General features: G+C 61.7%; 19 protein-coding genes. 11 read left to right on the top strand and 8 right to left on the bottom strand.

The window, feature by feature from the left end:
- Positions 1–25: 25 nt before the first annotated feature.
- Both NMG46_RS23750 and NMG46_RS23745 read right to left on the bottom strand, forming a co-directional pair.
- Complete coding sequence (locus tag NMG46_RS23750) at positions 26–292, bottom strand: DUF1488 domain-containing protein (protein WP_254819951.1); 267 nt, start codon at positions 290–292, stop codon at positions 26–28.
- Entirely contained in the window at positions 289–561 is a 273-nt protein-coding gene (locus tag NMG46_RS23745; RefSeq protein WP_254819950.1) for a hypothetical protein, read from the bottom strand. The genes NMG46_RS23750 and NMG46_RS23745 overlap by 4 nt, the downstream gene beginning before the upstream one ends.
- Positions 562–805: 244 nt before the next feature.
- Here NMG46_RS23745 and NMG46_RS23740 point away from each other — a divergent pair, with 244 nt between their 5' ends.
- The 6 genes from NMG46_RS23740 (at position 806) to NMG46_RS23715 (ending at position 6,638) form a co-directional block, all read left to right on the top strand.
- A complete protein-coding gene (locus tag NMG46_RS23740; RefSeq protein ID WP_254819949.1) occupies positions 806–1,144 on the top strand; it encodes a co-chaperone GroES in 339 nt (112 codons plus the stop codon).
- Positions 1,145–1,243: 99 nt separating this feature from the next.
- The gene (groL, locus tag NMG46_RS23735; RefSeq protein WP_254819948.1) at positions 1,244–2,863 is read left to right on the top strand and encodes a chaperonin GroEL; all 1,620 of its coding nucleotides are present in this window, start codon (positions 1,244–1,246) and stop codon (positions 2,861–2,863) included.
- Positions 2,864–2,940: 77 nt separating this feature from the next.
- On the top strand, positions 2,941–3,102 hold the full coding sequence (locus NMG46_RS23730) for a hypothetical protein (protein ID WP_254819947.1): 162 nt from the start codon (positions 2,941–2,943) through the stop codon (positions 3,100–3,102).
- A gap of 153 nt (positions 3,103–3,255) precedes the next feature.
- Positions 3,256–5,415 carry a transglycosylase domain-containing protein gene (locus tag NMG46_RS23725; protein WP_254819946.1) on the top strand — a complete coding sequence of 720 codons (2,160 nt, stop codon included), beginning with the start codon at positions 3,256–3,258 and terminating at the stop codon, positions 5,413–5,415.
- 97 nt (positions 5,416–5,512) lie between these two features.
- Entirely contained in the window at positions 5,513–6,097 is a 585-nt protein-coding gene (locus tag NMG46_RS23720; protein ID WP_254819945.1) for a DUF1214 domain-containing protein, read from the top strand.
- Positions 6,090–6,638, top strand: a complete 549-nt coding sequence (locus tag NMG46_RS23715) for a DUF1254 domain-containing protein (RefSeq protein ID WP_254819944.1) — start codon at positions 6,090–6,092, stop codon at positions 6,636–6,638. The genes NMG46_RS23720 and NMG46_RS23715 overlap by 8 nt, the downstream gene beginning before the upstream one ends.
- Positions 6,639–6,652: 14 nt before the next feature.
- Here the strand turns inward: NMG46_RS23715 and NMG46_RS23710 are convergent, their stop codons facing one another.
- Positions 6,653–6,838 carry a hypothetical protein gene (locus NMG46_RS23710; RefSeq protein ID WP_254819943.1) on the bottom strand — a complete coding sequence of 62 codons (186 nt, stop codon included), beginning with the start codon at positions 6,836–6,838 and terminating at the stop codon, positions 6,653–6,655.
- A 187-nt stretch (positions 6,839–7,025) separates the two neighbouring features.
- On the opposite strand from NMG46_RS23710, the gene NMG46_RS23705 reads away from it, so the two are divergent.
- Complete coding sequence (locus tag NMG46_RS23705) at positions 7,026–8,036, top strand: DUF2336 domain-containing protein (protein ID WP_254819942.1); 1,011 nt, start codon at positions 7,026–7,028, stop codon at positions 8,034–8,036.
- Positions 8,037–8,046: 10 nt separating this feature from the next.
- Here the strand turns inward: NMG46_RS23705 and NMG46_RS23700 are convergent, their stop codons facing one another.
- Complete coding sequence (locus tag NMG46_RS23700; protein WP_254819941.1) at positions 8,047–8,394, bottom strand: DUF1491 family protein; 348 nt, start codon at positions 8,392–8,394, stop codon at positions 8,047–8,049.
- 171 nt (positions 8,395–8,565) lie between these two features.
- Between NMG46_RS23700 and NMG46_RS23695 the strand changes: the two genes are divergently transcribed.
- Both NMG46_RS23695 and NMG46_RS23690 read left to right on the top strand, forming a co-directional pair.
- A complete protein-coding gene (locus NMG46_RS23695) occupies positions 8,566–8,826 on the top strand; it encodes a type II toxin-antitoxin system ParD family antitoxin (protein ID WP_254819940.1) in 261 nt (86 codons plus the stop codon).
- Positions 8,819–9,109, top strand: a complete 291-nt coding sequence (locus NMG46_RS23690) for a type II toxin-antitoxin system RelE/ParE family toxin (RefSeq protein ID WP_254819939.1) — start codon at positions 8,819–8,821, stop codon at positions 9,107–9,109. The genes NMG46_RS23695 and NMG46_RS23690 overlap by 8 nt, the downstream gene beginning before the upstream one ends.
- A 23-nt stretch (positions 9,110–9,132) precedes the next feature.
- On the opposite strand, the gene NMG46_RS23685 is transcribed toward NMG46_RS23690, so the two are convergent.
- Both NMG46_RS23685 and NMG46_RS23680 read right to left on the bottom strand, forming a co-directional pair.
- On the bottom strand, positions 9,133–9,906 hold the full coding sequence (locus tag NMG46_RS23685; protein WP_254819938.1) for a peptidoglycan-binding protein: 774 nt from the start codon (positions 9,904–9,906) through the stop codon (positions 9,133–9,135).
- Positions 9,881–11,626: a PAS domain-containing sensor histidine kinase gene (locus NMG46_RS23680; protein ID WP_254819996.1), complete on the bottom strand. Its 1,746-nt coding sequence runs from the start codon at positions 11,624–11,626 to the stop codon at positions 9,881–9,883. Before NMG46_RS23680 ends, NMG46_RS23685 begins: the two co-directional genes overlap by 26 nt.
- Positions 11,627–12,144: 518 nt before the next feature.
- On the opposite strand from NMG46_RS23680, the gene NMG46_RS23675 reads away from it, so the two are divergent.
- Together NMG46_RS23675 and NMG46_RS23670 are read left to right on the top strand one after the other, a co-directional pair.
- The gene (locus NMG46_RS23675) at positions 12,145–12,513 is read left to right on the top strand and encodes a DUF5330 domain-containing protein (RefSeq protein ID WP_254819995.1); all 369 of its coding nucleotides are present in this window, start codon (positions 12,145–12,147) and stop codon (positions 12,511–12,513) included.
- Positions 12,514–12,626: 113 nt separating this feature from the next.
- Complete coding sequence (locus tag NMG46_RS23670) at positions 12,627–13,055, top strand: SufE family protein (protein WP_254819994.1); 429 nt, start codon at positions 12,627–12,629, stop codon at positions 13,053–13,055.
- Between the two features lie 104 nt (positions 13,056–13,159).
- Here NMG46_RS23670 and NMG46_RS23665 read toward each other — a convergent pair whose 3' ends face one another.
- Both NMG46_RS23665 and NMG46_RS23660 read right to left on the bottom strand, forming a co-directional pair.
- Entirely contained in the window at positions 13,160–13,585 is a 426-nt protein-coding gene (locus NMG46_RS23665; protein WP_023677844.1) for a MucR family transcriptional regulator, read from the bottom strand.
- A gap of 414 nt (positions 13,586–13,999) precedes the next feature.
- Positions 14,000–14,371: an SH3 domain-containing protein gene (locus NMG46_RS23660; protein ID WP_254819937.1), complete on the bottom strand. Its 372-nt coding sequence runs from the start codon at positions 14,369–14,371 to the stop codon at positions 14,000–14,002.
- Positions 14,372–14,479 lie beyond the last annotated feature (108 nt).

Here is a 14,479-nt window from a genome sequence, read left to right as displayed (position 1 = left end):
GTCTTGTGGACGGATCGCGACGGATCTAGCGAAAATCAGCCGCAGTCAGCACATATATGCTCCTGCGGGTGCGGGCATAGGCATTCCTGGCGACATCGTGGATCGAGTTGGAAGCCGTGTCGAAGGCTGCCAGGTAGGTAGCTTCTGAGGCCGCCGTTCCCGGCTGCATCTTGGAGATGGCATCGGTTGCGACAGAGAAGGAAATCTGGAACATGCCGTCATGGCCGACGAAGCGAATGCGTTTGCTTGCCTCGTCGTAGCTGCGGCTGGGATTGGGAAATGTCAGGCTCATGATTTTGCCTCCGTCGATGCGGATACGGCCTTCTTGACTGTCCGCGACGCCCGCTTCTTCTTTGGTGCGACCGGATTCAGAGCTTCCGCCGCGCGGTCCGCCTCTTCCTTGGCCAGTCGCAATTCCCTCAGCCTTGCCGTTTTGATGATCCTGGCCTTGGCCTCCGAGACGTATTCGGCAGTTGCTTTGTTCCGTTCCGCCGTCTTCTTCTGGTTTTCCATGAAGCGAGCCTGAGCTTTTTCCATGATGTTCTGATTGCCTTCGGCCATCGGTAAAATCTCCCTTGCAGCGAAAGTCATGACTGTGAACTTCATCGTAAAATAGGTGTTCAAAGACAGAAATTCAATTTCATGAATATTCGGCAGGACCCGAACACCAAGGGATGACCAGGCAAGATAATACGTTCAATATTTTATATGCCCTATGAATATTTTTTGGCACTCCTATCAATCGAGTGCCAAGGCGCCTATAGAGAGGGGGCGGCCGCCTAAGCCGGCCCCAGAAAGAGTCCCCATGAAATTCCGGCCACTCCACGATCGCGTCGTCATTCGGCGCGCCGAAAGCGACACCAAATCCAAGGGCGGCATCATCATCCCCGACAATGCCAAAGAAAAACCGCAGGAAGGCGAAGTGATCGCTGTCGGGCCGGGCGCGCGGGACGAAAGCGGCGCGCTGATCCCGCTCGACGTCGAGGCCGGCGATCTCATTCTGTTCGGCAAATGGTCCGGCACCGAGGTCAAGATAGACGGCGAGGACCTTCTGATCATGAAGGAGGCCGACGTCATGGGCATCATCGAAAAAAGCGAGACGGGCATCATCGACAAGACCGTGGCTGCCAAGAAGGCCGCCTGATTGGAAGGCCGCGCGCCCTCCCGCGCGCGCAAAGGACGCTCCGAGCTTTGATTCAGGCGCTGCAAGCGCCTTGCCACGACAACCGAACTGGAAAAGATCATGTCTGCCAAGGAAATCAGATTCTCCACCGACGCGCGTGACCGCATGCTGCGCGGCGTCGAAATCCTCAACAACGCCGTCAAGGTGACGCTCGGCCCCAAAGGCCGCAACGTCATCATCGACAAGGCCTACGGCGCGCCGCGCATCACCAAGGACGGGGTGGCCGTGGCAAAGGAAATCGAGCTTTCCGACAAGTTCGAAAACATGGGCGCACAGATGGTGCGCGAAGTGGCCTCGAAAACCAACGACCTCGCCGGCGACGGCACCACCACCGCCACGGTGCTTGCCGCTTCCATCCTGCGCGAGGGCGCCAAATTCGTTGCCGCCGGCATGAACCCGATGGACCTCAAGCGCGGCATCGACCTTGCCATCAGCGCCGTCGTAAAGGAAATCCAGGCCCGAGCCAAGAAGGTCAAGTCCTCAGGCGAGATCGCGCAGGTCGGCACCATTGCCGCCAATGGCGACACCAGTGTCGGCGCCATGATCGCCAAGGCGATGGACAAGGTCGGCAATGACGGCGTCATTACCGTCGAGGAGGCCAAGACCGCCGAAACCGAGCTAGACGTCGTCGAAGGCATGCAGTTCGACCGCGGCTATCTCTCGCCCTATTTCGTCACCAATGCCGAGAAGATGCGCGCCGAGCTGGAAGACCCTTACGTCCTCATCCACGAAAAGAAGCTCGGAAATCTGCAGGCCCTGCTGCCCATCCTCGAAGCCGTGGTGCAAAGCGGCAGGCCGCTGTTGATCATCTCCGAGGACGTCGAGGGCGAAGCGCTGGCAACGCTGGTCGTCAACAAGCTGCGCGGCGGCCTCAAGGTAGCGGCCGTCAAGGCGCCTGGCTTCGGTGACCGCCGCAAGGCGATGCTGGAAGACATCGCCGTGCTCACCGCCGGACAGATGATTTCCGAGGATCTCGGCATCAAGCTGGAGAACATTACCATAGACATGCTCGGCCGCGCCAAGCGCGTGCTGATCGAGAAGGACACCACCACGATCATCGACGGCGCCGGCGAGAAGACCACCATCCAGGCGCGCGTCCAGCAGATCAAGGCGCAGATCGAGGAAACCATGTCCGACTATGACAAGGAGAAGCTGCAGGAACGTCTCGCCAAGCTGGCGGGCGGCGTTGCCGTCATCCGCGTCGGCGGCGCCACCGAATCCGAGGTCAAGGAAAAGAAGGACCGCATCGACGATGCGCTGAACGCCACGCGCGCGGCCGTTGAAGAAGGCATCGTTCCGGGCGGCGGTGTCGCGTTGCTGCGCGCCAAAGCTGTGCTGAACGGGATGACCGGAGCCAATGCCGATGTGACGGCGGGCATTTCGATCGTGTCGAGAGCGCTCGAAGCGCCGATCCGGCAGATCGCCGAGAATTCCGGCGTCGAAGGTTCGATCGTCGTCGGCAAGCTCGCCGACGGCAAGGATCACAATCAGGGCTTCGATGCCCAGAACGAGGTCTATGTCGACATGATCAAGGCCGGCATCGTCGACCCCGCGAAGGTGGTGCGGACGGCGCTGCAGGACGCGGGCTCCATTGCGGCGCTTCTGATTACGGCGGAAGCCATGATCACCGACGTTCCGGCGAAGGAAGCCGCTGCTTCGCCCGGCGGCATGGGCTATTGACCAGCCACTGCCGGAAACAAGCCTGAAAGACAGCGCCGGGGTACCTTCCCCGGCGCGCGCCATCGGGAGAACGATCAATGATCGCACTCGTCCCGAAGCCAAATGCAGCGGCGAAAATCGAAGTGGCCGAGGAAAGCCGCTTCGATCGCATTCGCAGGCTTGCCGACAAGCACAGGAAAGCCAACGCCGGTATGATAGGCCGCGACCCGAAAAAGATCGCGGACAAGCGTCCCATGTGACGCTGCCGATCCTCAGCACCCACGCAAGCGCGGAACCTTCATCGCCCTTGTAGGCAGCACCAAAATGGACGAATAGTCTTGAAAGGCGCGCCGCCGTGAAATTGCCGGCATGCGGTTTCTCAGTTGGCGGCGTCGCCGCAGCCGGATCCTGGAATGGCCAGTCCTTTGGAACCACGTAAGAGAAGAGGTCCGATCGCCGCAAGGCTGCTGGCGGTGGATGCGTGGATCGATTCCTCTGTCTACGAAATCGGCTTCAGGGCGCGCCAGTTCTGGGAAGCGGCCACCATCTTCTCGCGGCGTTTCCGCGTCGGCGGCTGGCGCCGCGGCCTGATCGAACTCTTGAGTGAAGGCTTTACGCTCGGTGCCGGCGGCATCGTCGTCCTTTTGGCGCTGGCCTTGCCGGCCTTCCAGATAACCGCCGGCGACTGGCGCACGCAGGGCGACTTCGCCGTCACCTTCCTTGACCGCTACGGCAACGAGATCGGCCAGCGCGGCATTATCCAGCGCGATTCGGTGCCGGTCGACGAGATGCCCGACCATGTCATCAAGGCGGTGCTGGCCACCGAGGACCGCCGTTTCTTCGACCATTACGGCATCGATGTGCTCGGCCTGTCGCGGGCGATATTCGAGAATGTGCGGGCCAATTCCGTCGTCCAGGGCGGCTCGAGCATCACCCAGCAGCTGGCCAAGAACCTGTTCCTGACCAACGAACGGACCTTCGAGCGCAAGATCAAGGAAGCCTTCCTGTCGCTGTGGCTCGAAGCCAATCTGTCGAAGAAGGAAATCCTGCAGCTTTACCTCGACCGCGCCTATATGGGCGGCGGCACTTTCGGCATCGAGGCGGCAGCCGATTTCTATTTCGGCAAGAGCGTCAAGGACCTGAACCTTGCCGAGGCGGCGATGCTGGCCGGCCTGTTCAAGGCGCCGACCAAATACGCGCCGCACATAAACCTGCCCGCCGCCCGGGCGCGGGCCAATGTGGTACTGTCCAATCTGGTCGATTCCGGCTTCATGACCGAAGGCCAGGTGCTGCAGGCAAGATTACACCCGGCCGAAATCGTCGACCGCGGCGAGCAGAAGAGCCCCGATTATTACCTCGACTGGGCCTTCGACGAGGTCAAGAAGATCGCCGCCAAAGGCGGCCCGCACTCGCTTGTCGCGCACACCACCTTCGACGCCAACATCCAGAAGGCGGCCGAAGAATCGATGGAGTTCCACCTCCGCCAGTTCGGCAAGGAATACAACGTCACCGAGGGCGCTATCGTCGTCATCGAGACCAACGGCGCCGTCCGGGCGATCGTCGGCGGCCGCGACTACGGCGCCAGCCAGTTCAACCGCGCCACCAAGGCACTTCGCCAGACCGGCTCCTCGTTCAAGCCCTATGTCTATGCGACGGCGATGGAGCATGGCTTCACGCCGGATTCGGTGGTGTCCGGCGGACCCATCTCCTGGGGCAGCTGGTCGCCTCACAATTACAATGGCGGGTCGGCCGGCAAGGTGACGCTGATCACGGCGATGGCCAAATCGATCAACACCGTGCCGGTGCGGCTGGCCAAGGATTATCTCGGCATCAAGCCGATCAAGGCGATGGCGGAAGCCATGGGCGTCGAGTCGCCGCTGGAATCGCACAAGACCATGGTGCTCGGTACATCGGGCATGACTGTGATGGACCAGGCGACGGGCTACAGCGTGTTCGCCCAGAACGGCCTTGCCGGAACCCGGCACGGCATAAGCCAACTCTTCAACCGTACCGGCGAAGTGGTCTACGACTTCGCCAAGGACGCGCCGCCGCCGCACCGGGTGCTGTCGGAGCAGGCGCTCAAATACATGAACACCATGCTGGCGGCGGTGCCGGTGATCGGCACGGCCCGGCGCGCGGCCCTTCCAAACATCGTTGTCGCCGGCAAGACCGGCACGACGCAGTCCTACCGCGATGCCTGGTTCGTCGGCTTTACCGGCAACTACACAGCCGCCGTCTGGCTCGGCAACGATGACTTCACCGCGACCAACAAGATGACCGGCGGCACGCTGCCGGCAATGGTGTGGCAGCGGCTGATGCTCTATGCGCACCAGAATATCGACCTGAAACCGATCCCCGGTATCGATCACCCCTTCGTCGATGCCGAAATCGCCGCCAAGGCCGAGGAAGCGGAAAAGAAGAACGCCGAACAGGCAGCAGCCGATGCCGCCGCCGAGCGTCCGCCGGTGCTGTCCAGCCGGACCACCCGGACCCTGAAAGAACTGACCAGGCTTTTCCAGGCGGCACCCGTGCTCGACGCGCCCGCTGCGCCGGAGACCCTGTCGGCGCTGTGACGGCCAATTCTGTGGGGCCGCTTGCCATAAGCCCCTGCGCCGAGATATCCCCGGCGGCAATCTTTCTGTCCCCGGCCTTCGGTTCTCCCGGCTCGTCATGCTCAAGAACGCCTTCCTGACGCTGCTTTCGCTTGCCATCGCCGTCGGTGGCGGTGGCGCCAGCGTCTGGTACGCGCTGAAGCTGCAGGATGGCGTCGGCGCCATCAGGATCGGCCAATGGACCGCCTTCCCGGATATCGGCACGCCGACGGCGGATCCCTATTCCAAAGCCCGCGTGGCTCGCGAAGGCGTGCTGGCGCTCGGACAGGCGGAAGGACTGTCCTTCATAGCCGAACGCGATTCCGGCGGCGAACAGCTCAAGCGGCAATGCGCCTACAAGATTGCGGGCGGTTTTCCCACCGCCCGGTTCTGGACGCTTTATGCCGCCGACCAGTCGCTTGGGGTGGTCGAGACCGGCACGCCGAGGCCGGCTGCGCTGCAGTCCTATCAAGTGCTGCGCCAGGCCGACAATTCGGTGGTCATTTCCGTTGGCAGCCGCCCTGCGCCCGGCAACTGGCTACTGACCAGCGGCGCCGGCAAGATGTACTTGGTGCTCACGTTCTACGACACACCGATCGCCAGCAGCACCGGTCTGTCGGACGTCACGCTGCCGCAGATCCAGAAGGTCGGCTGCAATGCGTAGCCTGCTGCATGCCGTGCTGCTCGGCCTGCTCGGCGCCGGCATCGTGCACATCGTCGTGCTGCTGCTCGTCCCCGAGTTCTCGGAACGCGACGCCTGGTCGCGATTGGCCATGGCTTCGGATCTCTACAAGATGACCAGGCTCGACGCGGAAGCCGGCGGCGCGCCGGTGGTGAAATCGGTCGATCCGCTGTTTTACGCGGCGGCTTGCCGCTTCGACCTTGCCGAGGGGATGGTGCGGGTCAAGGCGCCGGGCAAGGTGCCATTCTGGTCGATATCGGTCTATGACCGCGGCGGCCACAACATCTACTCGTTCAACGACCACAGCGCGACCGCAGGCGTGCTCGACACCGTTGTGCTGACGCCGGCCCAGATGATCGAGGTCCGCAAGGATCTTCCCGAGGAACTGCAAGGGGCCATCTTCGTCGAGGCGCCGATAGAGGAAGGCGTGTTCGTCATCCGTTCGTTCGTGCCCGACGACAGCTGGAAGCCGATCGTCTCGCGCTTTCTCGAACAGAGTTCCTGCGAACTGCAGGATTTTTAGGCCGGTTCCGATGCTCAGTGGTGCGGTACCGGCAATGTTCCCGACGGTCCCGGCTTGTCGGGGCCGGTCGGCCGCGTTTCGGCCGTCAGCGGCCGCTGCTCGTAGCGCACCCCGGGAAATATGATCACTGCCGCCGGCGCGGCTTGTTGTGCTCGATTGGTTGCCGCCGTTCGCGGCACGAAAGACAGTACCATGCCCATGGTTCGCGTATTCCTCTCGGTTGCCCCGGAGCACAACGCAACGCCTCCATAGTCGATTAAGAAGGCAGTAGGTTAACGGAGCGCTAACGGATCGCCGCTAAATTGATCTTTGTTCTTGGGAAACGCGAAACCGGTACAGCCCGGCAGAGCGCCCTCCAGATCGTGTCGAGTGTCAGGCGTATCCTTCGTGTCAGCTTCGGATTTCGGGCAAATCGCAGCAGGAGCTGAATCGGGAAAGGCCGAAAGGCTGTTTCGCGCCGCGGTATCGGCATTCTGTTCGCTCACCCGCCCTTCGCGCCGGGAGATCGCGCAGCTCGAAGACCTGACGCTGCCGCTTTTCGAGAATGTCTCGGTCGAATCGCGCCGCTACGTCGCAGCGGCCCTTTCCGAATGCGAATATGCACCCGCCGCGCTGGTGCGGCGGCTTTGCCAGGAGCGGGTCGACATCGCCGCTCCGCTACTCATCCGCTCGCGTGCCCTCAGCGACATCGACCTGATCGCGCTGATCGGGCGTCACGGCCTGCCGCATGCCCGTGCCATTGCCCGCCGCAAGGATCTCAACCAAACCATCGCCGATCTCATCAAAGTGCTTGAAAGGCCGACGCTGGTGCGGTCGCAGCAGCAGCCGGAAGCAACTGCCATTGCCCCGTCCGAAAACGCGGAAATGGTCGCGAGCGACGCAAACAGACAAGAGGCGGCCGACGCCGCCGAAACCGTACGCCGCCGGTTGCGATCCATGATGCGCTCCGAGCGCGGCACCGCCATCAGACCGTTCGTCGAGCCACAAACCTACGTCAAGCTGCGCGAAACCGCGCTGACCGGCAATGCGGCATTCTTTCAGACAGCGCTCGCCGATGCGCTCGAAGTCGATTTTTCAACGGCGCGGACGCTCACCGCGAGCCAAAATTACACACCGCTACTTTTCGCCTTGCGCGCGCTCGACCTCAGCGAAGACAAGGCGTTCCTGATCACGGCTGCCATCTATCCGACCGAGTTTCCGCACCCGCAGGCGATCCGCATCTTCCTCGACCGCTACCGCCTGCTGCACCGCGACGCTGCGTTGGACAGGCTCCGCGACTGGAAGGCCGACACCGTGTCGAAAATCGTTCGCAAGCCCGGGCGGGTCGCGGCAAATGCCGACCTGCGCAAGCCGAACAGCGCCGATGTAACCGCCACCCCAAAGGCGCTTCGCATCTGAAGGCTTGCCGTTACGACGCCTTGACCGAGATAAGCTCCTCGACGGGAACGACGCCCGCCTCGATCTCGATCACCCAGATATCCGGATCGAATTTCTTCTCGCGCTCCAGCTGCGCGTCGAAAATGGCGGCATCGTCGCCTTCGCCAAGCAGACTGAAAAAACGGTCGTCCGGCCTGGCCGAATCGTAGCTCGTCTGCGGCGCCGGCCCGAACAGCGCCATCTCTCCTAGCCGGCCACGCGCCAACACGAAAACTGCGCCGGCTTCCGTGGCGCCGCGCTTGACCACGGCGGCAAAGCCGCCGGCGCTAAAAACCCGGCGCAACAGGGCCGACACCCACAGATCGGTGGTTACCCGCATGGCGGGACCCTGTACGATTTCGGGTTTGTGGTGTCGAGATTCTCACTTATTCGCGAGCAACGGTTGGCCATCAAAGCAAGTCCCGGAATGCGACGATTTACCAACAAAGTCTAACAAAACTTGTTGGCCTCTGTGAAAAATGCTATAGTGCCCGGTATGAAAGCCCAGCCCATGCGCACTCTTACTGTGTCGCTTACCCCCAAGCAGGCCGCCCGTCTACAAGACGCCGTGAACAGCGGAGACTATGCTTCCAACAGTGAAATCGTCAGGGAAGCACTACGTCTATGGGAGCAGCGCGAGGAATTCCGCACTCTTGAACTGGAACGCCTCAAAAGGGCCTATGACGAAGGGATGGCAAGTGGCGAAGGTCAACACGTAAATCGTACGGCTTTCTTACGCGCTCTGAAGGCCGAACGCGCAGTCCGTGGCTGAATACCGGCTCACCCCGCGAGCTTCTCAGGATTTGCGAGATATTTGGCATCACATTGCCGTCGATAACGAGAAGGCGGCTGACAAGCTGATCGGACGCATTTTCGACAGGCTGGAATTGGCTTGCGAGCACGCCAAAATGGGCGCAGCTCGACCGGAATTGAGCGCCACCGCCCGCATTCTGGTCGAGGGGCGCTACATCGTGATTTACGAGCCCATGCCCTACGGCGTGTTAGCCGTGGCGATAGTCCATGGAATGCGCGACCCGGAGCAATGGCTTAAATAGGCCGGGAGACTAGGTTTCGGCCCTCAGTTGGTCAGGCCGATCTCGCGCATCTTGACGTAGACGATCTCGTCTGGCTCGCCGGTCTCCGGCAAGCCGAACAGCGCCTGGAATTCCTTGATCGCGGCCTTGGTGCGCGCGCCTACGACGCCATCCAATTGCATGTCCTCATTGCCGAACGCTTTCAGTCCGGCCTGGATCTTGACGATGCGGGGATCCGGCGTTTGCGCCGCTGCGTTTGCTGGTGCGGATACCGGAATGGCGGCCGGAGCAGCGGCCGTTTCGACCGGCCGCGGCACGGGATGCGGAACCACGGCCGCGGTCTTTGGCGTGGCGCCCAGTTGATCCAGCAGGACGCCGTCGATCTCGCCGGAGGCATTCAATCCGACTTTCTGCTGATAGGCCTGGATGGCCTTGCGCGTATTCGGTCCGGGAATACCGTCGATGGTGCCGGAATAGAAATCGAGATCCTTCAAGATGCCCTGGACCTGCTCGACGACCGGGTCGCTCTTGATCGGCGTAGCGGCCGGACGCACGATATTGATGGTGGTTTCGGGCTCATCGCTATCCGCCCGCGGAAAGCGTTCGATGCTTCTGGTAGCGAAAAACGCTCCGGCATGCGGAAAGGGCTGGTACCAAAGCGCGTTCGCCGAGACGTAGAACAGCGTCACCAGGAACGCGGTGGAGCCGCCGACCACAACAGGATTGCGCGAGATCAGGCTGCCCAGCGCCATCGCTCCGTGCTCGAAGGCATTGCCGCGGCGTTTGACCGCCTTAGGCTGTTTTGCGGAGCGACCCATTGCTCTCCCCTTTGCCACCGTCCGCCTTGGCTTTGACCGCGGACATCGGCACCACGCCGGTCTTCTCCGCCGAGCGGCCCGTCGGGCCGCTCACGGGAAGGCTGATCGTCACCGTGGTGCCCTCGCCCGGCATGCTTTCGATCGACATTGTGCCCTCGTGCAGCGCCACCAGCCCCTTCACCAGCGAAAGCCCGAGCCCTGTGCCTTCGAAACGACGGGTACAGTCGTTCTGGATCTGCATGAACGGCTTGCCGAGATTGGCGAAATCTTCCTCGGCGATGCCGATACCGGTGTCCCGGACCCAGAAATGCAGCCGCGAGCCGATCCGCTTGGCGCCGATGACGACATTGCCACCTTCGGGCGTGAACTTGATCGCGTTAGAGACGAGATTGATCAGGATCTGCTGCACGGCGCGACGGTCGGCATTTATTTCGCCTGCATCCGGCGCGATCTGGGCCTGCAGATCGATGGCCTTTGCCTCGGCTTGCAGGCGCATCATCGACTGGCACATCTCGACCGCTTCGCGGAAGCGGAACGGTTCCGGTTCGGTCGCGTAGGCGCCCGATTCGATCCGCGATACGTCGAGTATCGAGGTGACGACGGCAAGCAAGTGCTGGCCCGAATCCCTGACCAAGCCGACATATTCCTTCTGGCGCGGATCCTTGAAGCTGCCGAACATCTCGTGCAGCAGCATGTCGGAAAAGCCAATGATGGCATTGAGCGGGGTGCGCAACTCATGGCTGACGACGGCAAGGAAGCGTCCTTTCGCCACCTCGGCCGAAGCAGCCGCCTCGTTGGCAGCGGCAAGCTCCTGGCGCAGTCCGGCCAGTTCATCGTTCTCGCGCAGAAGAAGCGTGAAGACAGTCTCCTGCCCAGGCGCGCGCATCATCTCGAGCGAAAACGGCTGGTAGTTGTCGGCCGTCACGCCGCTGCTCTGCGGCAGCCGGACGCGAAGATCGAGCCGGCGCGACAGGGCGCCCTCGCGCATATCGGCCAGCGCACTGAGATATGGGACGCGGTCGGACAGATGGATGCGATCGAAAAGTCCGGTGCCGAAAAGCAGCTCCGGTGGCAGCCTCAGTATCGTGCGTGCCTTAGCCGAGGCGTCCAGAACCTCGCCATGCGCAGCGATTCGCAGCACGACGGCGTCGATCAGGTCTTCGAGCCGGTGGCTGCCGGCCGGATCGAGCTGAGCGCTGGCGGTGGCACGAAGTGAAGCGACACGCGGAATGAGCGTGAGCGCCCAGGCCAACGGCACTAGCCAGTGCCATGCGGCGATTTCGGTCTGGCCGAGCGGCAAGACGGAACCGGCTAAAGGCTGCAGCAAGACTGCGACAAGGGCCGATATGGCGCCCCAGATCACGGAACGGCGCGACTGGCCGATCCACCAGGCTTCAAACGGCAGCGCCACCGCGAGTAAGGCAACCGGCGAGGCCACACCGCCGGCGGCAGCGATAAGGGCACCCAGGGCAACACTGCCGACGACCAAGGCGAGTTGGCCGGCCAGGGTCATCTTGCCCGATGCAGCCACCAGCAGGGCGGCGAACCAGCAAAGGCCGAACGCCGCAAAGATCGCAGCCACAGTCACGGCCGCGCCCATGCCCGACGTGACCAGCGTCACCGCTGCACCCGCGCTGAAGAAAGGAGCCGCCAGCATGACGCCAATGAACCGGCTCTCACGGCGGCGGTCGTCCTGGCCGAGGACGGACGGATGAACCATCCGTTCGCAACCGGCGGCTATCGCGCCCGGCAACTCGGCGTATCTGGCCTTGATCGCACTCAACTCAACGCACCCGGTCGTGAACGGCCCTGCCTTGCAGGCGGCTTTTGTCGATCCGAAACTCGCATCCAGCGTTTAAGGAATGGATAAGGCTGGGCCGATCGTCCCCCGGCAGGCTGCAAATATCGGGATACCGGTGGGGAAAAACCGGGGCAATTGCCGCCATAGTAAACGGAGCGTTATCCGGACCACCCGCGCCTGGGCTTGCGGCCGATCGCATCAAACTGTCACCAACGCCAAAATAACGAGGAGAAACAACAGGTTGGATGGTTACCATTTGCTGAATGAAATATGAACCATTCGAGGCAAATGAACTTCAAAACGCTTCGTTTCGAATCTGCCTAAAATTTGAGGAAAACTGTTGCTTTCGGGACAAGCCGTCCTTTGCGCCTCCGTGCCAGTATCGCGGTACAAGGGTCGTGCGGTTCGGAGGCATGACCGTCATAAAGGACAGACAGATGGGCTTTCTGATAAGAGCTGCTTTCTGGTTTTCGCTGGTGCTTCTGGCGCTGCCGCTGGGTGTCGGCGCCGATGATGCGGGCCGCGAAAGCGTCGGGCCGCTCCAGGCGCTGTTTGCGGCGCGCGAAGCCGTCGGCGACATCGCCGGCATCTGCCAGCGCAAGCCGGACGTGTGCGAGACCGGCAAATCGGCAATGCACACCATCACCGCCCGGGCCAGGGAAACCGCCAGGATCGCGGCCGCCATGCTGGACGACAAGACCCCTGAACCAGATACGGTGACGACCACCGGCAGCGTGCCCGAGGAAATCGTCTTGCCGGCGAAAGTCGATCTGCCGGCGAAACTGCAGTTGCCGGCGAAGAACTGAGACGGTTTCGGCCGAATTCATCGCCAGACCGCAAGGCTCCCCACGCTCGGCGCCTGCGGCGTTTCTCCTCTTTTTCCGTGACGTGGCAGTGCCGGATGACTATATCCGGGGTGATGACCACGATGATCCAGACCATCCGCGACGACTTTTCCCTGCTCGACGAGTGGGAAGACCGCTATCGCTATGTGATTGAACTGGGTGAAGCGCTGCCGCCGTTTCCCGACGAGCAACGCATACCGGCCAACAAGGTGCCCGGCTGCGTCAGCCAGGTCTGGCTGACCACCGAACAGGGCGGTGGTCCCGACCCCGTTATCACCTTCAAGGGCGATTCCGACGCCCATATCGTGCGCGGTCTGGTCGCCATCATGCTGGCGCTGTTTTCGGGACGGCCGGCCAGCGAAATCCAGAGGACCGACGCAGAGGCCACATTGAAGGCGCTCGGACTTGACGAGCACCTGTCGCCGCAGCGCGCCAATGGTCTTCGCTCGATGGTCAAGCGCATCAAGCGTGACGCCGAAGCAGCGCTGAAGCAGACCGCCTGACCGGACGGCAGTTGCCGGCAGCATGGCGGGTTCGACCTTTGACCCCATAATACAAAACGGCGCCCGCAGGCGCCGTTTGAATGTCAAACCCGAAGAGCCGGTTATCAGCGTCCCTTGCGCTTGCGGCCGAGACCCATCTTCTTGGCGAGCTGCGAACGGGCGGCCGCATAATTGGGCGCAACCATCGGATAGCTCGGGTCCAGGTTCCACTTTTCGCGATACTGGTCGGGCGTGAGATCATAGTGGGTCATCAAGTGACGCTTGAGCGACTTGAACTTCTTGCCGTCTTCGAGACAGATGATGTAGTCGTCATGCACCGAACGCTTCGGATTTACCGCCGGCTTCTGCTTGTCGGCAGGCGGCTGCTCGGCGGCCCCGCCGACGCGCCCCAAAGCGGCATGGACATCGGCAATGAGGTTCGGCAATTCGCCGACCGGCACGGGATTGTTGCTGACATAGGCGGCCACCACGTCGGCGGTAAGCTCGATCAGCGCGTCACTGTTTCTGGAAGGTGTTTCGGTAATATCCATGGCGTTCAGGCCCCAACGAGAATTGTTTCTGTTTGCGCCCGTTTCGATAGTTGGGCATCGCGCGAACTTGTGCAGGAAAAAGCCTCCGCGATTCGCGTCGCGGCACCTTAATGGGCCTTGGCGTCAAGTAAGTCAATTCGCTTCTTGCGCTCTATTCAGCGATGCAAGTCAAATCTTTCATATTCAGCTTCACTCTTTCGTGCAGAGTGTAAACTTGCCATTTTTTTTGGTCAGACCAGCATCGACTGACGCGGCGGCAAGCAGCCATTACACAGACTGCAGCAGGTAAATAGAGCTCAATGCTTGATCCAGCCGGCAGCATTACAGCCTGGCCAATCGGCGGATTCAGTAAAATCATAGGTTGCGAAGCATTACTGTTGCTCGTGAGCCGTCGGCCGGGAGCGGCGTGCCGCGTCACTGAAACGGGGTGATGTATTTTCCGTAGACCCAGCCGGTGACGAACTGGCCGTTCTGTGCCGGATCATGCCAGACTTGGCACCAGTGATTGCGGATCTTCTGTTTCTGCTGCCAGTACGAATGCTTGGCGAGATTGAGCAGATTTATCCCACCGGTGCATTTGCCGGTCATCTGCAGAACCGTCCCGTTGGGATAGGCGGCCTGCTTCTGCGAAGTTCCCGAAGGATATTTGCGCACATTGAGTGTGTCGCCGAACGGCACATTAGCCACTTGCCAAGCCGCAAAGGCAGTTGCATGAGAATGACCGGCATTGGCCAGGGTGGTCGCAGCGACGGCGAGGGCCGCGACAGTCCGAGAAAAAATGTTCATTGTCCTCTCCTCCAGCCCGTCCCCTCGAGCCACCACGACAATAGATCATAGCCGTTGAACCCGCGCTGATCGGCGTGTTCATTCGCTATTCAAGTAACTTCCACAGCG

This window comes from Mesorhizobium sp. LMG 17147, assembly GCF_024297145.1.
In the GTDB taxonomy this organism is placed as follows: Bacteria; Pseudomonadota; Alphaproteobacteria; order Rhizobiales; family Rhizobiaceae; genus Mesorhizobium.
Note: the sequence above shows the minus strand (reverse complement) of the source record. Positions and strands in the feature narration are given on the sequence as shown.